Origin of the sequence: Collinsella sp. HCP3S3_D1 (assembly GCF_052064015.1) — a bacterium.
Classification (GTDB): domain Bacteria; phylum Actinomycetota; class Coriobacteriia; order Coriobacteriales; family Coriobacteriaceae; genus Collinsella.
The window spans coordinates 1-22,395 of record NZ_JBQHWK010000007.1 but is presented as its reverse complement, the minus strand read 5'-3'; the positions used below and the strand labels follow the sequence as shown (position 1 = coordinate 22,395).

At 59.9% G+C, this 22,395-nt stretch carries 17 protein-coding genes; 2 read left to right on the top strand and 15 right to left on the bottom strand.

Annotated elements, in window-relative coordinates:
* Window positions 1-31: 31 nt before the first annotated feature.
* The 4 genes from nusA to ACTNDJ_RS03440 form a co-directional block, all read right to left on the bottom strand.
* Window positions 32-1,279: a transcription termination factor NusA gene (nusA, locus tag ACTNDJ_RS03455; protein WP_154515419.1), complete on the bottom strand. Its 1,248-nt coding sequence runs from the start codon at window positions 1,277-1,279 to the stop codon at window positions 32-34.
* Between the two features lies 1 nt (window position 1,280).
* Entirely contained in the window at window positions 1,281-1,775 is a 495-nt protein-coding gene (gene rimP, locus ACTNDJ_RS03450; RefSeq protein WP_441068673.1) for a ribosome maturation factor RimP, read from the bottom strand.
* 256 nt (window positions 1,776-2,031) lie between these two features.
* On the bottom strand, window positions 2,032-4,608 hold the full coding sequence (gene leuS, locus ACTNDJ_RS03445) for a leucine--tRNA ligase (RefSeq protein ID WP_441083332.1): 2,577 nt from the start codon (window positions 4,606-4,608) through the stop codon (window positions 2,032-2,034).
* A 370-nt stretch (window positions 4,609-4,978) separates the two neighbouring features.
* A complete protein-coding gene (locus ACTNDJ_RS03440) occupies window positions 4,979-6,490 on the bottom strand; it encodes an IMP dehydrogenase (protein WP_154515410.1) in 1,512 nt (503 codons plus the stop codon).
* 193 nt (window positions 6,491-6,683) lie between these two features.
* Here ACTNDJ_RS03440 and ACTNDJ_RS03435 point away from each other — a divergent pair, with 193 nt between their 5' ends.
* Window positions 6,684-7,028 (top strand): winged helix-turn-helix domain-containing protein, encoded by a 345-nt coding sequence (locus ACTNDJ_RS03435; RefSeq protein WP_427719637.1) that lies wholly within the window; start codon window positions 6,684-6,686, stop codon window positions 7,026-7,028.
* Between the two features lie 101 nt (window positions 7,029-7,129).
* Here ACTNDJ_RS03435 and ACTNDJ_RS03430 read toward each other — a convergent pair whose 3' ends face one another.
* The 11 genes from ACTNDJ_RS03430 to ACTNDJ_RS03380 form a co-directional block, all read right to left on the bottom strand.
* A complete protein-coding gene (locus ACTNDJ_RS03430) occupies window positions 7,130-8,122 on the bottom strand; it encodes a PLP-dependent transferase (RefSeq protein ID WP_441083331.1) in 993 nt (330 codons plus the stop codon).
* Between the two features lie 66 nt (window positions 8,123-8,188).
* Window positions 8,189-8,854, bottom strand: coding sequence for a DUF4956 domain-containing protein (locus ACTNDJ_RS03425; protein WP_441063443.1), 666 nt, complete (start codon window positions 8,852-8,854; stop codon window positions 8,189-8,191).
* 3 nt (window positions 8,855-8,857) lie between these two features.
* Window positions 8,858-9,649, bottom strand: coding sequence for a polyphosphate polymerase domain-containing protein (locus tag ACTNDJ_RS03420; protein WP_441083330.1), 792 nt, complete (start codon window positions 9,647-9,649; stop codon window positions 8,858-8,860).
* Window positions 9,636-11,405, bottom strand: a complete 1,770-nt coding sequence (locus ACTNDJ_RS03415; protein WP_441083329.1) for a CotH kinase family protein — start codon at window positions 11,403-11,405, stop codon at window positions 9,636-9,638. Before ACTNDJ_RS03415 ends, ACTNDJ_RS03420 begins: the two co-directional genes overlap by 14 nt.
* On the bottom strand, window positions 11,395-12,939 hold the full coding sequence (pelG, locus tag ACTNDJ_RS03410; RefSeq protein WP_441083328.1) for an exopolysaccharide Pel transporter PelG: 1,545 nt from the start codon (window positions 12,937-12,939) through the stop codon (window positions 11,395-11,397). The genes ACTNDJ_RS03415 and pelG overlap by 11 nt, the downstream gene beginning before the upstream one ends.
* 3 nt (window positions 12,940-12,942) lie before the next feature.
* Window positions 12,943-14,370, bottom strand: coding sequence for a GT4 family glycosyltransferase PelF (gene pelF / locus ACTNDJ_RS03405; RefSeq protein WP_441083327.1), 1,428 nt, complete (start codon window positions 14,368-14,370; stop codon window positions 12,943-12,945).
* Window positions 14,367-16,247: a DUF2194 domain-containing protein gene (locus ACTNDJ_RS03400; protein WP_441083326.1), complete on the bottom strand. Its 1,881-nt coding sequence runs from the start codon at window positions 16,245-16,247 to the stop codon at window positions 14,367-14,369. Before ACTNDJ_RS03400 ends, pelF begins: the two co-directional genes overlap by 4 nt.
* Window positions 16,244-17,149 (bottom strand): hypothetical protein, encoded by a 906-nt coding sequence (locus tag ACTNDJ_RS03395; RefSeq protein ID WP_441083325.1) that lies wholly within the window; start codon window positions 17,147-17,149, stop codon window positions 16,244-16,246. The genes ACTNDJ_RS03400 and ACTNDJ_RS03395 overlap by 4 nt, the downstream gene beginning before the upstream one ends.
* The gene (locus ACTNDJ_RS03390) at window positions 17,146-19,284 is read right to left on the bottom strand and encodes a DUF4118 domain-containing protein (protein ID WP_441083324.1); all 2,139 of its coding nucleotides are present in this window, start codon (window positions 19,282-19,284) and stop codon (window positions 17,146-17,148) included. The genes ACTNDJ_RS03395 and ACTNDJ_RS03390 overlap by 4 nt, the downstream gene beginning before the upstream one ends.
* Before the next feature lie 478 nt (window positions 19,285-19,762).
* The gene (locus ACTNDJ_RS03385) at window positions 19,763-20,815 is read right to left on the bottom strand and encodes a helix-turn-helix domain-containing protein (RefSeq protein WP_441083323.1); all 1,053 of its coding nucleotides are present in this window, start codon (window positions 20,813-20,815) and stop codon (window positions 19,763-19,765) included.
* A 43-nt stretch (window positions 20,816-20,858) separates the two neighbouring features.
* Window positions 20,859-21,155 (bottom strand): type II toxin-antitoxin system RelE/ParE family toxin, encoded by a 297-nt coding sequence (locus tag ACTNDJ_RS03380; RefSeq protein ID WP_441083322.1) that lies wholly within the window; start codon window positions 21,153-21,155, stop codon window positions 20,859-20,861.
* 404 nt (window positions 21,156-21,559) lie between these two features.
* On the opposite strand from ACTNDJ_RS03380, the gene ACTNDJ_RS03375 reads away from it, so the two are divergent.
* Window positions 21,560-22,135 (top strand): hypothetical protein, encoded by a 576-nt coding sequence (locus ACTNDJ_RS03375; protein WP_441083321.1) that lies wholly within the window; start codon window positions 21,560-21,562, stop codon window positions 22,133-22,135.
* Window positions 22,136-22,395: the final 260 nt, after the last annotated feature.

Here is a 22,395-nt window from a genome sequence, read left to right as displayed (position 1 = left end):
TGCGCCGGAACCTGTCCAGCGCAACCGCGCGCTAGATCAGGTCCTCCGCATCATCGAAGGCGTCGGTGTCGTGGACACCGCAGAAACGGGAACCGGGACGGGCCTGGTTGCGGCACTGGATGCCGTCCTCGGACACGTACTCGCAGCGACGGGCGTCGTCATCCTCCTCGTCACCGATCAGGTCGGCGGCGGGCTCCTCGTGAACGGGAACGTTCTTGAGGATGTCGGCGGCAAGGGTCTCGGACTTAATGTCGATGTGCCAGCCGGTCAGGCGTGCGGCCAGGCGGGCGTTCTGGCCCTCCTTGCCGATGGCGAGCGAAAGCTGGTCGTCGGGCACAATGACGCCGGCATAGGCCTTCTCCTCGTCGATAAGGACGCGAGTGACCTTGGCGGGCGACAGGGCGTTGGCGACGTAGACGGCCGGATCGGCATCCCACAGGATGACGTCGACGCGCTCACCGCGCAGCTCACCCACGACGGCGCGCACACGGCTGCCCTTGGGACCGACGCAGGCGCCCACGGGATCCAGGCGGTCGTCGAGCGAGTGGACGGCGACCTTGGAGCGCTGGCCGGGCTCGCGGGCGATCGACTTGATCTGGACGGTGCCCTCATAGATCTCGGGCACCTCCTGCTCAAACAGACGACGCATGAGCTCGGGGTGGGTACGCGAGATAACGATCGGCGGACGGCTGTGCTCGCCGCGAACCGGCGGAAGCGTGGAGTTGGGGTCGCGAACGTCAATGATCACGGCCTTGATGTGCTGGTTGTGCAGATAGCGCTCGCCCATGGGGCGCTCGTTGCGCTCGTTCTCGTAGCGGCGCTGATCAAAGTGCGGAAGCTCGGCCTCGACGCCTTCGCGGATCTTGACGATCGTAAAGTCGGGTGTGGACTGCAGTACGGTACCGCTGATGAGGTCGCCGATACGGCCGGAGAACTCCTCGTAGATCTGCTCGCGGGCGGAGTTGCGCACGATGGCGTTGATCTCGGCCTTGGCGTGCTGGGCGGCGATGCGGCTGGTGTTCTTGGGGGTGACGTCGATCTCCTCGAACTCGGTGAAGTTGCCCTCCTCGTCCATGGAATCGTCGATCGGCTCAAGGCGGTAGACATAGATCTTGCCGGTGGTGCGGTCGATGGTCACCTTGGCGCCCCACTCAAGATGCAGGATCTCGGCATAGCTCTTGGCGAGCGACTGCTCCAGGCGGTCGATCAGGTAGAGCTGGTCGATGTGCTTCTCCTGGCAAAGCTCCATCAGGGCGGACATCATGTCGGATGCTGCCATGTTAGTTTCCTTCCTTCGCGGGCTTGAAGTCATAGACGGGCTTCAACTTGCACTTTTTAACATCGGAAAAATCGAGGGTGACAGACTCGCCGTCCTCGAGCTCGAGGGTTACGTTGGTCTCGGTCGCGGCGGCAATCTTGCCGGAGTACTTGCGACGGCCCTCGGTGGCGGTGGAGGAAAGCTCGCAGTCCTCGCCCACAAAGCGGGCAAAGTCACGCGGACGGCGCAGCGGGCGCGCCATACCCGGGCTCGACACCTCGAGGGTATAGCTCGAAGAGATGGGGTCGAGCTCCTCAATCACGTCGCCGACCCACTTGGTGTTGGCCGTGACGTCGTTGAGCGACAGGCTCTGACCCTCGGCACCCTCGATACGCACACGCACGCAGGGGGCCTTGGTGGCACCCACGAGCTCAACGTCGACAATATCGACATCGTGCTGGGGGGCGACGGCCTCGAGCGCGTCGATGATCGCCTGCTCGATCTTGGTCTTGACCATTGCGGCACCTCCATCCATACAAAAAAGAAGCGGGGCCGAAACCCCACTTCTTTCAATTACAACTTCATTTGCAAGCAAACTATACCAATACCTGCGAAAACGTGCAACCATAGCACAAACCCGCAGGTCAGCGTGAGCACAGGTTCTCCACAAGAAATGGATAATTGGATGTAGTCGCAAGTATCCATATCCAAAAAGAGGGACGACCCAGCCGGATCGTCCCTCGTCTATTGTGCATCAACTATATGCGCGAGGTTTACTTAACCACCAGGTTGACCAGCTTGCCGGGCACGCAGATGGCCTTGACGACCGTCTTGCCCTCGAGCCACTTGGCAACAGCGGCCTCGGCGGCAGCCTGCATCTCCTCGTTGGAGGCATCGCGGGCCACATCGATGCGGCCGCGGACCTTACCGAGCACCTGGACGACGATCTGCACCGTGTCCTCGATGGACTCGGCCAGGTCAAACTCGGGCCAGGCGGCGGTGTAGGCGTTGCCCTCGCAGCCGAGCGCCTCGTGCCACAGCTCGTCGGCCCAGAACGGGCAGATGGGGGCAAGGACGCTCACGATGTCCTTGGCCACGCCGTAGCACAGTGCCTTGTCGCGCGATGCGCCCTCGGTGGCGTTGAGGTAGGCGCTCGCCGCGTTGACGAGCTCCATGACGGCCGAGATCGCGGTGTTAAACTGGCCGCGATCGAAGTCCTCGGTGCACTTGGCGATGGTGCGGTGACGCTCGCGATAGAGCTTCATCGCGGTCTCGTCGAGCACGGACTTGTCGAAGGCAACGTTGGCGTCACCCGACTGGACAAGCTGCCACACGATACGCCAGGCGCGCTTGATAAAGCGGTTGGCACCCTCGACGGCCTTGGGATCCCAGTCAAAGTCCTTCTCGGGCGGGGCGATAAACAGGATCGCCAGGCGCATGGTGTCGGCGCCGTAGGGCTCGATAACCGAGCTCGGGGGCACGACGTTGCCCTTGGACTTGGACATGGTGTCGCCGTTCTCGTCCTTGACCATGCCCTGGCACAGCAGGTTGGTAAAGGGCTCGTCCACGCTGAGCAGGCCCAGGTCGCGCAGCGCCTTGGTAAAGAAGCGGCTGTAGAGCAGGTGCAAAATGGCGTGCTCGATGCCGCCGATGTAGTTATCGACGGGCATCCAACGGTCTGCCGCCTCGCGGGAGAAGGGCAGCTCGGTGTTGTGCGGGTCGGTATAGCGCAGGTAATACCAGCTGGAGCAGGTGAAGGTGTCCATGGTATCGGTCTCGCGCTTGGCCGGGCGGCCGCAGACCGGGCAGGTGGTCTCGTAGAAGTCCTTGCACTCGGCGAGGGTCTCGCCGGCGCCCAGGTCCAGGTTCTCGGGCAGCGTCACCGGCAGCTGGTCCTCGGGCACGGGCACAATGCCGCAGTGCTCGCAATGGATGGCCGGGATGGGGTTGCCCCAATAGCGCTGACGGCTGATGAGCCAGTCGCGCAGGCGGAACTCGACCTTGCGACGACCGCAGCCCATGGCCTCGAGGTCGGCCACGATGGCAGCCTCGCCCTCGGAGTGCTTACCGCCGCGCATGCCGGTGTACTTGCCGGACTGGACGAGCGTGCCCTCGGCAGCGTGGGCGCAATCCCAGTCGACGGTCTCGGCATGGAAGGTATCGATGGTCTCGCCACTGGCCTCGACGGCAGCGCGGTCATCATCGTCCAGGATGATCGGGACGATCGGGAGGTCGTACTTGCGGGCAAACTCAAAGTCGCGCTGGTCGCCGCAGGGAACGGCCATGACGGCGCCGGTGCCGTAATCGGCAACGACATAGTCGGCAACCCACACGGGAACCTTCTCGCCGTTGACGGGGTTAACCACGTAGCGGCCCGTAAAGGCACCGTGCTTCTCGAGGGTGCCCTGGGCACGCTCGACGGCAGAGATATGCTTGGAGTCCTCGACGATCTTGGTCACGGCCTCCTCGTACTCCGTGCCCTCGACGAGCTCATGCAGACGAGCGTACTCGGGAGCCAGGACAAAGAAGGAGACGCCAAAGAGCGTGTCGGCACGCGTGGTGAAGACGGTGATCTTGCCTTCGTCGCCCTCGATGGGATCGCCGTTGGCATCACACAGGGTAAAGTCGACCTCGGCGCCCTCGGAGCGGCCGATCCAGTTGGCCTGCATCTGCTTAACGCGCTCGGGCCAGCCGGGGAGCTTCTCCAGATCGTCGAGCAGCTCCTGGGAGTACTCGGTAATCTTGTAGTACCACTGCTCCAGGTCGCGCTTCTCGGGCTCGGTGCCGCAGCGCCAGCACTTGCCCTCGGTAACCTGCTCGTTGGCCAGAACGGTCTTACAGGTGGGACACCAATTGACCGGGTTCTTCTTGCGGTAGACCAGGCCCTTTTCCCACATCTTCTCAAAGATCCACTGACCCCAGCGGTAGTAGTCGGGGCTGCAGGTCTTGACCATGCGATCCAGATCGTAGGAGAAGCCCATGCGCTTCATCGTGGCGAGCGCCTGGTCCATGTTCTTATACGTCCAGGCGGCAGCCTGCGTGTTGTGCTTGATGGCGGCGTTCTCGGCGGGCAGGCCAAAGGCGTCAAAGCCAATGGGATGCAGCACGTCAAAGCCGCGCATGCGGGCCTGACGGGCCATGGCATCGCCGATGGTATAGTTGCGCGCGTGGCCCATGTGCAGGTCGCCCGAAGGATACGGGAACATCTCGAGCACGTACTTCTTGGGCTTGCTGGCGTCGGTGTCGACGGCAAAGAGGTTGGAGTCCTCCCAGGCCTTCATCCACTTGGACTCAATGGCCTGCGCGTCGTAGGCAGGGATCTCGTCCTTATGATCTGTGCAATCGCACATATCAGCTCCTTTAATCTTAGCTGGGGTCGGTCGGCTTGGCTTTATTCGCTACTGCGGACAGTCCTGCGCAAGACGAAGAGCACATTAAGTGCTCTTCTTTGCGTGCGGAACTTGTAGCGAACAAAGCCAAGCCGACCGACCCTAAGGTTAACTTGACTGATGATAGCAAATACGACAAGCGAGATGCCTACGACTTGCAGGCATCTCGCTTTATCTTAATAACGTGGTTGTGAATCAACCGCTAATTGCTACCCGCTCAAGCATGGTCGGGTTTTCCAAGTGCCGCAGATTGCCGTGAAAGAGGAGCGACGCGTACTTTGGTACGCGAGCGACGGTTTGAACGGCAAGGTGCGGTGCTTGGGAAAGCCGCTTAGCGGTAGCTGACGCTTTGCTGCGAATCCTTGACGACAACGTCGTGGGCGCCGCCTTCGACAATCGAGGTCGAGCTCACCAGGGTCAGGCGTGCCTTTTTCTGGAGCTCGGGAATCGAGAGGGCGCCGCAGTTGCACATCGTGGACTTGATCTTGTAGAGCGTGCCGCCCACGCCGTCCTTGAGGGAACCGGCGTAGGGAACGTAGGAGTCGACGCCCTCGACGAAGCTGAGCTTCGCGGCGCCGCCCAGGTCGTAGCGCTGCCAGTTGCGGGCACGCGCAGAACCCTCGCCCCAGTACTCCTTCATGTACTGACCGTTGACGTTGACGCGCTCGGTCGGGCTCTCGTCAAAGCGGGCAAAGTAGCGGCCCAGCATCATAAAGTCGGCACCCATGGCAAGGGCGAGTGTCATGTGGTAGTCGTAGACGATACCGCCGTCGGAGCACACGGGCACGTAGACGCCGGTCTCCTCGTAGTACTCGTCGCGAGCGCGGCAGACGTCGATCAACGCGGTGGCCTGGCCACGGCCGATGCCCTTGGTCTCGCGGGTGATGCAGATGGAGCCACCGCCGATACCCACCTTGATAAAGTCGGCACCGCAGTCGGCCAAAAAGCGGAAGCCCTCGGCGTCGACGACGTTGCCGGCACCGACCTTAACATCCTCGCCGTAGTTGGCGCGGATCCACTCGATGGTGCGCTTCTGCCACTCGCTGAAGCCCTCGGAAGAGTCGATGCACAGGACATCGGCACCGGCCTCGATGAGCAGCGGCACGCGCTCGGCATAGTCGCGGGTGTTGATGCCGGCGCCGACCATGTAGCGCTTATCGCCGTCGAGCAGCTCGTTGGGGTTGGTCTTGTGGCTGTCGTAGTCCTTGCGGAAGACGATGCCCATAAGGTGATCGTTGTCGTCGACGATGGGCAGGGCGTTGAGCTTGTTGTCCCAGATGACGTCGTTGGCAACCTTGAGGCTGATGTTCTTGTCGCCCACGATGAGCTGCTCACGCGGGGTCATGAACTCGGAGACCTTCTTTTGGTGGTCATCGCGGCTGGGGCGATAGTCACGGCTGGTGACGATACCCAGGAGTTTGCCCTTGGGAGTGCCGTCGTCGGTGACCGGCATGGTGGAGTGACCGGTCTTCTCCTTGAGCTCGATGACCTGCTCCATGGTCATATCGGGGGTCAGCGTGGAATCGGACTGGACGAAGCCGGCCTTGTGATCCTTGACGGCCTTGACCATGGCGGCCTCGGACTCGGGGGTCTGGGAACCGTAAATGAAGGACAGGCCACCCTCGGTAGCGAGCGCGACACCCATGTCGACGCCCGAGACGGACTGCATGATGGCGGAAACCATGGGGATGTTCAGGGTGATTGCCGGCTTCTCGCCGCGCTTAAAGCGGGTTAGCGGCGTCTTAAGAGAGACGTTGTTGGGGATGCACTGCGAGGACGAATAACCAGGGACCAGCAGATACTCCGAAAACGTGTGGGACTCACCGGGAAAGAACGTAGCCATGTTTCTCCTTTTTCCATGCGACCGGTCGGCTGCAGGCCTCGTAGGACCCAGCCCAACCTTGGGCGCCCAATACTGGGCAAGTATCTTAACGCACTTTGACTGCTACAATGCATGATTTAAGAAGAGCACACGAGGGCTTAACGCAGGCTTTGCGTTTGCCCAGCAGACACTTTAGCGGAGAGACGTGGAGCGCATGGAGTACAAGACGACGGCAAAACTGGTCATTCAGTCGTGCGACAAAGATCTGCCGGGCGTGTTCGGCCACGGCTGCGTCTTGCTGCTGCAGGGTATCGCCCGCGAACACTCGATCAACCGTGCCGCCAAGAGCATGGGCATGGCCTATTCCAAGGCATGGCGCATTGTGAACGAGGCCGAGGGGCAGCTGGGGTGCAAGCTCATCGAGCGCGACGGCGCCCGCGGGAGCTCGCTCACCCCCGCCGGCGAGCGAGCCATAGCGGCCTACGAGGAGCTGCAGGCAGAGATCAACGAAGTCATAGCCGCAAGGGCCAACGACCTGATCGACACCATCAAAGAGTAGCTAATTTGGGACGGGGCTTTTTTAGCTACCCATCCAGAGCATTCTTAACTCATAGCCAAAAATTGACATTGGGTAGCTAAAAAAGCCCCGTCCCAAATTAGCTACTGTCGGAGGGCGTTATCGAGGGCGGCGGCTACCGTCAGGGGATCGTCGGTGCCGGCAAAGAGGCGGATGGTGTCCCCCTGCTTGCCACGTGGGGCCAAAAGACGCGTCGTTGCACCGCCGGCGAACGATGTGCGAAACTCCCCCGGCAAAGCGTCGAACAACTCTCCCGCGCTACGCTCGATAAGGTCAAACTCAACTGCCGGGCCAAAGCCATGCTCGAGGATTCCCGTTGCAACCGCATGGTCAGGATGCGAGCTCAGCCCGGGATAGCGCACGTTGCGCACCATCTCGTTCGCGGCCAGATACTCGGCCAGCGCACGGGCTCGATCGAAGTGAGCCTGCATGCGAGCGTTAAGCGAGGAAAACCCGCGCTCCAGCACGTCGGCCTCCTCAGCAGAAAGATCGAGCGCCGACGCACCGCAGCCCGCAAACAACGCATGCACGCACTCAGCCGCGGCATCCACACGATGGCGCTTGAGCTGCGATCGCGCCACCGAAGCGGCAACGAGCTTACGCGGGGCCTTACCGGCACACACGCGGTCGAGTGCCTCGAGCGACAGCACGGCGCCCAAGCTCAGCGGATTGCAGCCAAAGACGTCAGCCACGGTGTTGTCAACAACCAGCAGTGCATGGGCCTCACGCGCGGCGCGGCCTAACGCGCGCAAATCGGGCACACGCAGACCGAACGCGCCAATGGAGTTGGCGAACCACCACAGGTGCGGCCCCTCGGCATCAAGCGAAGCATCAAAGCCCTCGGACGCAGCAGCAAACGCCTCGGCGGACGGCGAGCCCACCAACACGACATCGCAGCCCTCAAAGCCGCACGCAAACGCTTCGGCAAAGTCATCCGCAAAGGCCACCAGGCGATCGCCGGGGCGCACAATCCCCAGAAGCGAAAGCGCCGCCGGCACATGCGAGGCCGCAACCAGTCGCGCCTCGCGCGCGCCAGCCCTTGCAGCCCAGGCCTCTTCTAGCTGTTGTGCGTCCACGTGACACCGTCCCTTCAAAACAAAAGCCCACGATGCGGATGTTTCCCCAATCTACTCGCTAGGGTTCTAGCCGTGGTATTCGCCGTTGTATTGGATAAGCGTTAGGTCCTCCACGCCATCGAGGGCACGGATAGCGTCGGCATAGGGCATATCCACACCGTCAGAGAACACCTCGACGGCCATCTCGACCTTGTCGCCACGCATAGTCTTGGACTTAACGGTGAACTTGGTGCGCCCAAACGCGCGCACGATATCGTCGCCAGTGGTCTGGCCCGTGTAGTGAATGACCATCATGTACACGCGCGACTTGTCCTGACTGCTCGCAAAGCCGGCGATCATCAGCACGATCACTGCTGCCGTGAGCCCCACGAGTGCATACATGCCGGCTCCCGCCGTAATGCCCGTGGTAATGGACCAAAACAGATACAGCAGGTCAAGCGGGTCCTTGACCGCCGTACGGTAGCGGACGATGGACAGAGCACCGACCATACCGAGCGAGATGACCACGTTTGTCGAGATCGCGAGCGTGACCATGCAGGTGAGCACGCACATGCCCACGAGCGTCACGGCAAAGCTACGCGAATACACCACGCCGGTAAAAAAGCGCTTGTACACGTAATAGATCAGGATGCCCATGGCGAGCGCCACGAGCAGCGACAGGCCGATCTTGGCAGGGTCGACCTGACCAAACGCCTCCAAGACGGAGTTCTTAAAAAAGTCCCTGGTGCTCATGGTCTAAATATCCCCTCGGTTCTCAAAATCCGATTCCCAGTAGTTAAAACCGCGCAGGTAGGCGGTCTTTTCGTAACACAGGCAGTACTTGGAAACCGCCGTAAGCTCGGCCGCGCCCGGCGGCACCATATCGCGCACCAGCTGCGGACAAAACTCGGTAAACTTGACCTCCATCACTAGCTTGCCGGGCTCCAGCACGGGCAGCGCGGGCAAGGTTGCGTCAAAGATATCAAAGCTACCCACCGCGGCACGCACGTTCATGTCAAACGTAATGCGCACGGTGCCCTCATCCATCACCCACGGCTCGCGCTCGTAGTCCACGATGGTCCGCGGGCGCATCATGTTGCAGATACACTCGATGTAGAACTCGCGGCAGAGTTGGTGCGGGCTCCTCAGCAAAAAGCCGTAGTCGCCAGCCAGGATCTGCTCAAACTCGCCGCGCGTGAGCGGCGCGTCCTCCTTGTAGATCCAGCTGCCGTACTTCTTTTTGCGCTCGAGCTTAATCACCCTGTCGCTGCCGTTATAGATGCGCACGCGATACTTTTTGCGCATGAGAATACCGGCGTCTTTTTCCTCGTAGGCCGAGTTGCAGTAGTCGTCAAAGTACAGGCTGCGAATGGTGTAACCACCCGAGCGCGCATGCTTGTCCAGTTTAAAGGCCGGCGCCATGCGACAGGCAAGCGCGGCGTGCTCGCCCTCGTTAATGAGATATTTGAGCTCGTGGCGATAACGCTCCTGCGTGGCACGCGCAGGCGGGGCCGCCAGGCGCTCAAGCAACGCGCTAGCCTTCCTCATACGTGTCCTCCACGACCTTACCGCCGTCTTGCACGTAAAAGCACTTCATGCCGTACTGCTTGCCGTCGTCGGTCACATAATAATCGAACGCATCCTGCGTATAGCCGTCGGAGTTGGTAGCACGCACGCGCACAAAGTACTGGCCGGTATCGGGCGCATCGCACGTTACCTCGGGCAGCAGCACGTCCTCGGCCTTAAAAAGCACGTCATTGATGGCGTAGTCGCGCGCAAGCTCGACGGTATAGCGAATATCGCGCGCCTCAAAGTCGTACGCGGCATCCCAGTTCACACGCAACTTGCCGTTTTCAATCTGCGGCACGCCGATGTAGAACGGCATGGGCTTCTTATAGCTTTCGCAGTAGCTCTTGTAGTTCTCCTCGATCTCGGAGGGAATCGCCGCGGCAATCTGCTCGTATTGGTCCTTGGTGACAGACAGATTGTCGATATCGGGCGAAGCAAAGACCAGGGATTCGGTAACCTCGCGGTAGTGCTTGATCATCCTGGCCAGACGTTTCTCGGTCAAATACGAGCGCAAGTCCTTGATGGCATCGTCGAGCTCGTTACGGAACGACTTGCTCTTTAGAGCGCGCCTGAACAAAACGTTGCCCCAGTAGTTGCTCACGCCGCGTTGCCAGTTCACAAAGTCCGAGAACCCCTTCAGGCTCAGCTCAAGCTTACACAGCATGCTGTCGTTATCCCAAGCCAAAAAGTACCAGGTATTTGAGTTGAGCGGGCTGTACAGATAGCAGTTACGGTTCTGCGTATCGCAGTTGCCCGTCAGGATCTGAAACGCCAGCCAATAGACCAAGTTCTCGGTATCAAAGTAGGTCGCAAGCACGTCCTCGATCTTTTGAGTGTCATCGTTGAGCGCATCGAGCATCTCGATGAGCTTGGTGTGGTCCGAGTCGCCCTTAATCTCGAGCATGCTCTCAAAAGCCACCTGGTTGTAATCGGGGTCGTCGGCGAGTTTAATGGTGTCCTCGTAGCGATAGAACTCAAAGAAGTTCAACTTGTACAGGTGTCCATTCTTATCTAGGCCATGTGCCTTAAGCGCCGTCTTATTAAGCTGCTCTACCTGTGTAAACAGGCCGTAGTCCTCGAAGGTATCGTTGGACTTTTCGGTCTGGTCGCACACCCACAGGTGCACAAACTGCGTGCGCAGGCCCATCATCTGAGGAATCCCGCGAATCAAATCGTAGGCCATCTTATTTCGAAAGCGCAAACCCTCACCCATATGCTTGTTGAGCGCAATGGAACGCTGCTGGCGCCAGGTACCCTTGCCCTTTTTGAGCTCCACCTTGTAATTCTTTTGCGTATAGGAGCTCGACGTCTGGCCGCGCACCTGCACGGTGGCATTGGGCGCTTCCTCGCCATAGCCAACCTCACCGGCAACCGGGCCTTCTTCGTCGCCCGCCTGCAAAAGGCCCATAACCTGATAGCGCGCCACGCCCATGTCGGCATAGTCATACACCGAGTACGTATTGATCTCGGCCCAGCTGTGATCAGTGTTCTCGGAGCTGTTGCCGCGCGAGACCGTCAGGTACATGGTCACAATGCCCGAGTCGTCGTAGACCTCGTACAGTTCGTCCTTATCGCGCAGGTGCTTGACCTCATTCGAGGTCTCGGCTTTGTTAATCTTGCCCTGCTTCTTGGCCTTTTTTGTCGAGGATTCGTCCTGCGCAGAGCAGCCCGAAAGCAGCAGTGTGCCGGCAGCCGCCTCAATCAAGCGGCGACGCGATATCATCCTATCGGTCATCAGAACCTCCCCAAAGGTTGCGATACACACGGACCACCGTGCGTTCAAACGCGCCGTGCGGCTCGCCCTTATGGCGGGCTTCCTCATAGCGCCGCTCGGCACGGTCGAGCCAGCGGCCCAGCTGTGTAAAGCGACCCGTCTTGTCGGTCGCCACCATGGGCTGCTGGCTCAGGATACGATACGGCAAGTTGGCAGTATAGGTATCGAGCCGCATCAGCGCCACGATAAAAAACACCGCCGCACCCAACAAAAAGCCAAAGCCGTAAAACTGCTGCGGCAAAAGCAACGACACGGCAGTCGCCAGCCCCGCCACACCGGCAAACAGGCCCGAGGCCAGCACGGCCCCCTTGTAGTCGGTAAAGTACAGCAAGATGAGCATCACCGTATTGCCCACGGCATACAGGCCATAGCCCACGCACAGCGTGCGAAAATACCCGTGCATAAGACTGTTAAAGCCCAGCGGCAGGGCCGAGAGCACCGTGGTCTCGAGCGAGATGACCGCCGCCGTCACAAACAGCTGCTTGAGCGCGCAAAAGCGCAGTTCGCTGTTGAGCGTGGAGAGCATCTCCTCCTCGGCCACCACAATATCGCCCACTACGCCGCCGTCGTTGAAAAGGCTGTAGTAGTCGCGGTAGCGCGGATAAAAGTTGACCTCGACCGAGACCACAAAGTTTACGGTCGTGACCAGGACCGTCAAAAACGCGATGAGCGCCGGAACATCGTGGTAGGGCGCGCCATAAAACAGGCCCTTGACCTGCACGCCAATGGGACCGGCCCAAATAATTACCAGGTGCGCAAAGAGCCCCAGGTTGGTAAACAGGCCCGTGAGCGCCAGCGGCATAAACTGATCGAGCCACTGCAAAAAGAGCCAGGGACTGCGGTCGCTCTGTGGAAAATACCGGTACAGCAGCACCACGTCCCAGGCGAGCATGACGCCGTAGCCCAGGGCGATTGATGCCAACAGGCTCTCAACCGGCGGCAGCCCCAGTGCCAGCGCTGCCAGGGCGCACAGGAACGCCACGCCAATGGCAGCCGTAAAGCTGCACAGAATGCCACGGTAATCCTTAATAGCGGTGAGATAGCTCATGCCGTTCCAGTTGACAATCATAATGTTGAACAGCCACAGGCACAGCAGCCCCTGCAGCAGTGTGGCGCCCGAGAACAGCAAAAAGACGCCGTAGAGCGCCGTGCCCGTAACCAGCATGATGGCGTTGGAACCCCAAAACGAGGGCAAGACCTCTTCTTCGCGCTCGGCGAAGAGCATGTCCGCCAAAAAGCGCGTGACGGGCATGGAGAAAAAGCTCGTGAGCGTAAGCGACGCCAGCAGCGTATAGGTCACCATGCACACCAGCAGATCCTGGTTGGCGCGGCCCACATCCCACAGACCGCACAGCACCAAGATACCCACCTGGAGCAGCACGCCCAGCAGCATGGGGCCCGTGCACACAATGCCGGCGTAGCCATAGGCGCGCATCGTGGCAAACAGACCCTTGCGCCTAAACAGGCGTTTGAGCTCAAAACCGATTCCGGCCACCGGCTACTCCCCCTCTCTGGGCAAATCATACGCACGCGCCGTCTCGTCGTACAGCGCGCGATAGTTGGCGAGCATCTGCTCGTGCAAAAAGTACGTGGCAACGCGACGCTGGCCGCGCTCCCCCATCTCAATGCGACGGGCACGGCTTGAGCACATGCGCTCCATGGCATCGGCCAAGCCCTTGCGATACATAGGCGGCGTCACAAATCCCGCCACGCCAAAGTCGTCGCCCGGGGCGCCTTCGAGCAGCTCACGGCAGCAGCCCACCTCGGTCGTCACGCAGGGACGACGCGCGGCAAGCGACTCCAGCACGCTGAGCGGCTGGCCCTCGGAGATGCTCGTCAAAATGGTAAAGTCCAGCTTTTCCATGTACTCGACCACGTTGACGCGGCCGGTAAAGATCAGGTCGCGCACGCCCAGGGTATCGACCAGCGCATGGCACTCGGCGCCGTACTCCTCGTCGTCCACGCCGCCCATGATATGCAGGCGCACCTTAGGGACGCGCTCGTGCAGCTCAAAGAAGGCATAGATCATGGTCTTGACGTCCTTGATGGGCGCCAGGCGCACCACCGCGCCAATGTCAACCCAGCCGTCATCGGGCTTTAAGGGAATGTCCTTAAAGCGGTCGAACTGAATGCCATTGGGGATGACCAGGCATTTGTCCGCATCGCAGCCCATATCGATCTGCGTCTTGCGGGCATTGTGAAACAGGCTCGTCACACGAAAAGCGCGACGGTAGATCTCCTCCGAAAGCAGGTAGAAAAAGCGAATCCAGCGGTCCTTAAACGACGGCACCACCCAGTCGGCGCGAATGATCTCCTCCTCGCGCTCGCGCGTGTAGATGCCGTGCTCGGTGAGCAGCACCGGCGCATGGTGAACGCTTGAACCCAAGCAGGCGAGCAGGCCGCCGTAGCCGGTCGAGATGGCGTGGTACACATCGGCCACCGGCACCTCGCTGCCCAGCAGGTAGAGCACGGGCAGCAGCATGGAGCGCATGGTATGGAATGCGTCGGCAAAAGGCGTGTAGGGGTACTCGGCCAGGCACACGTCGCGAAAGATATCCATAAACGTTCGGCTCTGCAAAAACGAGAGCGGATGCACGCGACGGCGGTGGAAGATATCGAACAGCACGTCCCAATCCGGATTAGAGAGCGACACCAGGCGGCGCAGCGCCTCGCGCTCGCGGTCGTTAAAGTCCGCCTCTTCCTGCTCGCCCGAAAGACGCAGGGCATCGTCCAGAAACACCTCGTGTACCTCGACCACGTTACCAGGCAGCTCGTAGACAAACTTGCCGCGGTCGGCCGCATGCGCGCCAATCACCCACAGCACAAACTCGTGCTCGGGCATGGCCTGTATATAGCCATGCATCCAGGTGGACACGCCACCGTGCACATAGGGGTAGCAACCTTCGAGTACCAAGCAGATTCTCATTTGTCGCTACCCTCCTTGCGCGCAATGGTCACCGTCTTGTCCGTAGCTTTGACCAGGTACAGGTCGCCCGTCAGATGCGTAATCTCGCCACCCGTGACTGCACCCGGCTCGCCGTTATTGGCGCGGAACATGAGCCACGCCTCGTCGTGAAAATTGCCCAGGTTAAGCGTCCAGGCATCCGCGTCTGTATCCACGCTCACCGTCACGGACGAAAAGCGCTGGATGGCGCCCGAGCATTCCGAGCCGGTCTGGCGACGCAGGTCGGGCGCAGACTTGGTAAGCCAGTCCAGGTAGTCGGTCAGGCCGCCCTTGTAGACCTCCCAGCCTTGCCTGGCGCCGCGATCGGGATCGAGCAGGTCGTCCGGGTGCATAAAGTGCGTGCTCACGTAGTGCATGTTGAGCTCGGACACGGCAGCCAGGCGCATATAGGAATCGTCGACCATGCCGCCCGAGACAATACGCGGCTGCTCCACAATGCCATCGCTCGCCACGCTAAACTCCTGCACGTACGGCAGGTCGGTACCATCCTCAAAATACGTACTGGCGATGGTCTTAATGCGCGGCACGTCCTCGCCAATAATCTTGCGAGCGCGGGCCGAAAGGATATTTGACGGCGGCACGTAGACCGAACCGTGCGCGTTGGGTAGCACCTCGTCCTGAAAGGCGATAAGCTCGTTGAGCGATGCAACAAGCGTCTCCTTGTTCTTCCACGTCTTGTAGTCGTACAGCGTGCCATAGTCGGTATCCCAGAGCGCCAGCGGCTGATGGTTGTAGCCGTGAAAGCCCAGCTCTCCGCCCATCTGCAGCAGCATGCCGCCAAAGTAGCGAAACTGCGTGGTATCGGCCTGGCGCGCGGGCTCGGTCCGATTGACCGCGTCCTCGTAGTTTTCGATCATCACGCCGGTATAGCGAATGCCGTATTTTTGCGCGAGCTTTTGCAGATCGGGCCACCAGACCTTGGCATAAAAGTCGGCGATGGAAAGCCCGTAGTCGCGCTTGATGTAGGTGCCGTCGCCCGAGGGCACGGGGCTGGGAAAGTCGTCCAGATAGAAGACGGCACTGTTGATGACCGGATAGGCCGTGGCATCGCCGAGCAGGCTGATCGCCGCGGCGTAAAACCCGCGCATGACCTTGTCGTAGACACCGATATTACATACCACGGTGCGTCCGCTACCGCAGTCATTGGACCAAATGAGCGGGGCGCCTGCATCGCCGGTCTTAGCCCACACACGCGCCGTCTCGCGCAGCGAAACCGAAAGCGACGAATCAAAGGGGTCCGAGAGCCCGTAGCGCTCTCCCCCGCCCAGCATAAAGTCCTCGCTCGGCACAATGCTTTCGGCTATTACATAGTCGTATCCGGCCGATTCAATACCAAGCTTGGGAGCAATCACCTGCAGATAGCTCGAATTATCCGGCGGCATGGCGAGCATAAGCGAACCGCCGGCACTCACCCAACTCATAATATCGGTCAGGTGCGTACCGAGCCCATCGAGCGACGGCATGAGCAAAATCACGCGATCGAAGGACGTCAGCGAGGGAACGGCATCCGCGCCGTCCAGGGCAAGGTCCACGTCGCGGTGCGCGATCTTCATGTCGAGCAGGATCTGGTCGAACTGCTCCTTTACGTCCTCGACGCCCGTCTGATCGGAATCGGTAATGACCAGGCACGTGGGCTTTTGACCAAATATTGCCGAGGAGGCCGGCACCGCATCGTTGGCGGCAAGCATCCCCAGCTTATGCTGGCCCGCACTGTACTGCACGCCGGCACGCTCCACCAGCAGCACGGCGGCCATGGCAATAAAGACCGCCCACACCACGAGCAGGCCCATCCAGCGAAAATGGCCCGCACGGTCGCGGATATGCTGAACCACGCTCATCGGGCCTCCTCCCCGTCGCGCCAAAAAGCCAGCTCCTCGCGGTTGGCGGCGCTCAAGTACACATGCTGTTTGTCGATCGCATCGATCACGCGGTGGACCTCGTCACCGTCGCGGCGCATCACGGCCAGGCGCAGGCAAAGCATCCAAACCTCCTGCTCCTCGGGCACGTCGAGCACGAGCTGGTCGGTCACGGCCTGCGCCTCGTCGATCTGTCCGACATCGGCCAGCGCCGCAGCATACCGAATACGCAGCTCAAAGGTGTCCTCGCGCTCGCAGCGGCGCGCAAGCAGACGTGCGTACTGTTGACGCTGAATCTGAGCCACGCGCCCCTCAGCCAAACCCGAGTCTAAATACTCACCAAGAAAATCGCAGTATTCGTCGAGGTTTTGCGCGCTCGGGTCGGTCTTAAAGGCGCGCTCCAGCTGCTGCAGTTTAAGGTCGGACTCCTTGGAGATCTGCGCCACCGCCGTCGCGGCATAGTGCGCCACTTCAACGTCGTCGTTCAGCTTAGCCGCCTGCAGCTGCGCCAGGTACGCATCGGGGTCCTCGGTAAGCATGGAGAGCATGAGGCGGCGCCGGTCTGCCGGGTCGTTGACGATGAGCGCCTCCTCGAGCGGGATCACGCCCGCATCGGCTTCACGGTCGTGCACCAAGATGCTGCGATGCAGCTCGTCGTTAATGCGCAGCGACTCTAGCGTGTCGTCCTTAAGGTCCGTGCCAAACACGGCGCTACGCGTGATAAGCAGCACCACCAGCAGCGGTCCCCACAACGGCACGAGTACCATCACGGCCAGCATATGCCCGCGCACCGGCAGCAGGCCCAACTTCATAAGCGTCCACAACACCAGGCAAACCAGCACATGAATCAGCAGCAAGACGGCAGCAACGACAAGCGAGATCAAGCGACATCCTCCTCACCGTCACCGGTGTCAGCGATGTGCTGCAGAAGCGCCACGATGTCCTCGCCGTCGACGGGCTCCACCGCAATCCGCTTCGCGCTCAGGCGCTCGCGGATAATGGGGAGGTCGCACGGCTTTGCCTGGCGCATAAGCAGGTAAAGCACGTCACCGTCGACCAGGCCCGCTGCATCGCTCTCGCGGATTGCCGACCCAATTGCGCCCACCAGCTCGCCGACAGGCTCCATGCCCGGCACCACGCGCAGGAGCAAAAAGCTGCCCATCTTGCCATCCGACAGCGCCTGCTCGGCCGCGAGCTCTTGACCAAAGGCCGCCTGCTTGAGCACGCACGTGCCATCGACGCAGCGTTTATCCTGCGCCACCGCCTCATAGTCAAAGGCACGCCCCAGCGCGCTTTCGACCAGGCCGCACAAGATGCGGAACAGGTTTTGGTAATAGAGCGTCATTTGGTTCTCGGCCGCACGACGCACAAAGATCAACACGGCGGGCGCCCCGTCGCGCTCGATCGTATATCCAAACATGGGAAGCCCCGGCGTCAGCTCGCGATTGACCCACAGGTTCGAACGACCCCCGCCGCCCAAAAGGGGTGCAAGTTGCTCAAGCGTGAGCGAACGCGTGGCGTCTTCGGCAATCACGGGACTCGCCGCCACCAGACGTGCAAACGCCCCGCCCGAAACGTGGTAGATCGTCACCGAATTGTTTTCGAGAATCTCACCCATGAGCTCACAGCACTTGCGGTAGATGTCGCGCGGGTTGAGCACGTCGAGCTCTTGCGTCACGGCAAAGATCTTGCCAAAGCTATCGTGACGCCCCACAATCTGGCGCTTGTAGGTGCGCTTGTCCTCGATAGCATCGTGATAGAGCTGCGTGAGGAACGTATTGCGATTACGCACGAGCTCGTTTTGGTCGCGCTCCACCTTAATGGCCTCGCTGTTGCGCAGCTGCACGTAGCCGCATACGGCACCCACCACAAAGTACGCGATAAACGGCAGCCAGTTGGACGGCTCGTAAAAGAGGCCCTGGAAGGTATAGCCATACTGGGTAAAGTAGCTCACAGCCAACCCAACCGATGCCAGCAGCGCCGCAACCAGACCAAAGTCCAGGCCATACAGCGTGCCGATGAGCACGACGTAGAGCAGGCGATAATCGAGCACGTTGAGCTGGGCAGATTGCGAGAACAAATACTCCAGCACCTCGAACAGGACCCAGGCGACGCCCGTCTCCAGGCATTTAATAGGCAGCGTGTGCATCTGGATGCGGTCGATGGCGGCGCGCAAGGGGTTGACCTTCCCTGCGCGGCCAGCATCCCAGCGAGCATGAATGGTCGAAAGATCACGAAACGGGTCGTAGCGCTGAAACCAGCCATAGCGAACGCGAACGATGTCGCTGACGGGCAGGGCATAGCCGGCAGAATCGCCATAGGCAACTGAGAGCCCTGGGAACAGCGCCTTGAGGGCCTCGCCCACCTCACCTGACGTGTGATGGAAGGTATCGGCAACATCGAGCGTCTCAAAGGAGGCGTCCCAGCTGTCAAAGATGCGATGCACCAGCACCGCGAGCTCCTCGGCACACAGCAGCGGAAACGGCGCGTCCTCCGCGCCCTGTAAAGCGACCGATCCGGTTGAGCACGCGTCAAATAGCGGCACCAAAAACGGATCATCCAGCGCGGCAGACGCGGTATACAGGAACGGCACGCGCAGGATCTTGGTTTGAACGCCCTCGCGAGCAGCGTAGTAGCGGCACAGGTCGTTGGCTGCGCGCGCGATAATGCCCTTGCCCGTTCGCCCCGTGGCATCGGCGGCACCCGCGGCACCCGCGGGCCCCGCTACATACAGCAGCTGGACCCGGCGACCCGCGCACGCACGAAAGACCGAGCGCAGCAGCTCGATATCGCCCACGATATCGGTATGCGGGGTAAGGTAATTGGATAGGTAGACCACGCGGTCGAACTCGTAGGCCTGCTCCAAGTGCTGGAGGAGCTCATTCCACGAGGCATGGGGCGATGACTCGTCGCGGCGCGCTTCCGCGGCAGCGACGACCTTAACATGGTCCCCGGGGAACGCCTTGGCACAAAAGTCATCGTCAACATATGCGGTGTTGCCAACAACCAGCACCTCCATGGCGCACCCCTCCCCTTAATTCGACATTTGCCATAGTCAAACATGCGTATTGTACGCCGTCAACGCGAGCCGGGACGCCTTTAAGGCAGTTTTAAGAACATCTTTAGAGGATGTGGGGGCGACGAGGGTGCTGAATGAGCGCCCATTCCGGAAGTATGCGGCAAATTCTTGACATGCCGGCTACGCCGGATAGAGACAACGCATCTATCTGCGGTTTCGTTTCATGAAAAGGGCGGTGCGCTCGAGAGTTCCGATTTTCCCCGCACTTCCGAAATAACGGCTCCGCATCGAGGGCTCTAGCAACAAAGGCGGCATCCGCGACAACATCCAGTTGTCGCGGAAACGTCAAAGGGCCGTTGCCGGAAACCCGGACAACGACCCTCCTTTGTCTCCGCCTCACATAGAGTCCGCGGCGACTGCATCACTGAAATCATTTTACAGCAACGTCAAGCACCCGGGATCCCCGGAGATGTGCACTCTATTCCGCAAACTGATACCTAACCTTGAGGCTATTCAACTGGCTATATGGCAGATACCCATCTTTTTGCAAACGACCCACTACAATTCCCGGGGCAATTCCTATCTCATTGGCAAAAGACGCAACGGAACTACGTGTCTTGCTTCCATCAACGAGCTGAGCATATGCCTCTGGAGGAATCAAGGTATCACGCGCGAAAGCATCCGCCGCGCGCTCCTCCTCTTCGGTAGTCCCAGTGGTCCGTCCAATGTGCCCTTTAATAACATGTGCCAATTCATGGAAAAGACTAAACCAGAACTTATCGGCATCGGCCCCTCGCAGCGTAAGCGCGAGCACAATCTTTGATCCGTCATAGAACGTCGCACCATTGAGAAACGTGCGCTCAAGATGGGGCAAAAAGACCGTTGCAATCCCACATTCAGCCAACATAGACACAAGGGCTGGCTGAAAATCTGCAGGATCCATAGACGTAAGCTCTCTGAGCTTGGGAATATACTCCTCAAGCTTACCAACATTGATCTTACCGGTCGTTATCCCTCGCGCATCGATCTTGGCCTTCTGGGCCCAAGCCAAAAGTGCATATTCGGATTCAGCGGTTTCCTTCTGGCGACGATAAGCGATTCTCGGAGCAAGTCGGTCTTCATTCAGCAGCGTAAGCCTAACAACCTCAAAGAATTTTCTAAGCTCGACCACTTTAATAGCCACGGAGCGCGTCGGCTCGACCCATCCCAGTTTGGCCATTTGTGCATAAGGAAACTTCCTGGCTATCTGCTTATCCTCTTCGATAGAATTTTCGTCCTCGACCTGCAGCAACTTCTCACGATAACGCGCCTCAAGATTCATCCAAAATGCCGAGGGAACGCCCAGCACCATCTCGAGCCTATGTGCAGTATTTGGAGTAAGCTCAACTTGTCCATTTATAAGCTGACTTATGAACTTCTCAGAGTAATCCATGCGCCTAGCAAACTCGCGCTGGCTCATACCGCGATACTCAAGCTGCTCCTTTATGGTAGCCCCTGGTGGTGTTGCGATATAAGTCTTGCTCCTTGCCATGACCTCTCACCTCTTAAGCATTCTCCTATTTACAAACCTCTTGCTAGTGGTAGTCAACGATTTCTTGAATTTCCGCTATCTGAATCTCATCCCTAATGACTTCAAATACCAATCGCAAAGGATGTACCAAGTCCATTGCAAATTGCCCTTTACGGTCACCAACAAGCTGGTGGCATCGCCCGATCCCAAACTGAACGAGCATCTCAACGGAATCAGCAGCGTGAATCTCATCTACACGCTGTTGGATAAGCCCCACGGTACGCTTATCGTATTTTTTGGCAGCAACAGAAGCGTTTGTGCAGATCTTTTCGATTTGACGGTTCTTATAGTTGACCTGCATAACCACCTCCTACCAAAGTTTTACCCCTACGGTAAAACTAATATAGCAGCTAAATAGGACAAGAACAATATCTGCAGGAAAAGCAGACATGCGCTTAAAGATTGACCACAGCATGCGTTCTGGCAATAATGACGGCATCCACAGCAGCATTCAGCGGTCACTGCAAATAAAGTCGGAGAGTATCCTTCGCAAGAAACATCCCCTCCCCAACATTCCCCAGAAAGTTCGCTGATGTTGACTGTTGTTCCCGTAAAATAAACCGCAACAAAATATGTGCGGAGTGCTGGCCTGGAGCTGCCTTCGAACCCTATTGGCTGCTCACCGAGAGGCTCCGCTATGAAACGACCCCTTTACTACCTGCTCTGCGCGATCGCGTGCACGTCCATGGTCGGCGCGACGATGCTATGGCAGCCATCGCAGAAGCCGTACAGCCTCAGGCAACAGCCGAGCAGCAGGCGCAGGCCGACGCCACGAACAGCGACATAGGCAAGGCTGAAGACGGCGCCAGCACAAATGCGACAGCAGATACCGTTGAGGACAGCACCGCAACATCCACCGGCACCAGCGCAGCCAACACGGAAAGCGCCGACGGCACCGCCGCCCCATACCTCCGCACCCAAACCAACGGAACGCCCGAGGCGATCTCCGCCGCGGCAGAAACCGGCTACGCCCACTCCGCCACCGCAAGCCAAAACGGCGTCACTTTCACAGTCTCGTGGAACGACGCCCCCGCGGGCACCGCGACGACCTTCCACGTAACCCAAACCAACGGCTCGTCGCAGGCCAAGGCGCGCATGGACGTGCCCACCTACTGGGACGGCGGCAGCCAGGAAAGCGTCTGCGACCCGTCGCGCCCGGCATGGGCCAGCTACTACAGCCTTCGGGCCCGCGCTCGCGATCGGGCCCAAAGAATCCACGTGGGACCACAATTCACTTGCATGGAGCTAGCGAAGGTGCCTATCCCAAATCAGAAATGGTAAAACCAGCAGCAGCGCGTTGCAGAGGGGCGCGGCCAGCAGGATGGCCACGCCCGAGTTGATGCGCTCGCGAATTTCTTGGGGGCTCAAGAGATGAGCTCGTTCACGCGCTTTTGCACAGACGCATAGAGGCTTCCGAGCTTCTTTGAATAGCAGGGGGGGGGGGGGGGGGGGGGGGGGGGGGGGGGGGGGGGGGGGGGGGGGGGGGGGGGGGCGGCGGGTGGGGGGTAGTGGTGTGTGGAGGGGCGAACGCCCGCGCCCGC

Excerpts from the sequence above, each read along its gene's own strand:
- ACTNDJ_RS03380 (WP_441083322.1), bottom strand. The coding sequence starts at position 21,155 with ATGCAGGTCAACTATAAGAACCGTCAAATCGAAAAGATCTGCACAAAC.
- ACTNDJ_RS03385 (WP_441083323.1), bottom strand. The coding sequence starts at position 20,815 with ATGGCAAGGAGCAAGACTTATATCGCAACACCACCAGGGGCTACCATA.
- ACTNDJ_RS03415 (WP_441083329.1), bottom strand. The coding sequence starts at position 11,405 with ATGACCGATAGGATGATATCGCGTCGCCGCTTGATTGAGGCGGCTGCC.
- ACTNDJ_RS03375 (WP_441083321.1), top strand. The coding sequence starts at position 21,560 with ATGGCAGCCATCGCAGAAGCCGTACAGCCTCAGGCAACAGCCGAGCAG.
- ACTNDJ_RS03390 (WP_441083324.1), bottom strand. The coding sequence starts at position 19,284 with ATGGAGGTGCTGGTTGTTGGCAACACCGCATATGTTGACGATGACTTT.
- pelF (WP_441083327.1), bottom strand. The coding sequence starts at position 14,370 with ATGAGAATCTGCTTGGTACTCGAAGGTTGCTACCCCTATGTGCACGGT.
- nusA (WP_154515419.1), bottom strand. The coding sequence starts at position 1,279 with ATGGCAGCATCCGACATGATGTCCGCCCTGATGGAGCTTTGCCAGGAG.
- ACTNDJ_RS03420 (WP_441083330.1), bottom strand. The coding sequence starts at position 9,649 with ATGAGGAAGGCTAGCGCGTTGCTTGAGCGCCTGGCGGCCCCGCCTGCG.
- leuS (WP_441083332.1), bottom strand. The coding sequence starts at position 4,608 with ATGTGCGATTGCACAGATCATAAGGACGAGATCCCTGCCTACGACGCG.
- ACTNDJ_RS03435 (WP_427719637.1), top strand. The coding sequence starts at position 6,684 with ATGGAGTACAAGACGACGGCAAAACTGGTCATTCAGTCGTGCGACAAA.
- ACTNDJ_RS03400 (WP_441083326.1), bottom strand. The coding sequence starts at position 16,247 with ATGAGCGTGGTTCAGCATATCCGCGACCGTGCGGGCCATTTTCGCTGG.
- rimP (WP_441068673.1), bottom strand. The coding sequence starts at position 1,775 with ATGGTCAAGACCAAGATCGAGCAGGCGATCATCGACGCGCTCGAGGCC.
- ACTNDJ_RS03440 (WP_154515410.1), bottom strand. The coding sequence starts at position 6,490 with ATGGCTACGTTCTTTCCCGGTGAGTCCCACACGTTTTCGGAGTATCTG.
- ACTNDJ_RS03425 (WP_441063443.1), bottom strand. The coding sequence starts at position 8,854 with ATGAGCACCAGGGACTTTTTTAAGAACTCCGTCTTGGAGGCGTTTGGT.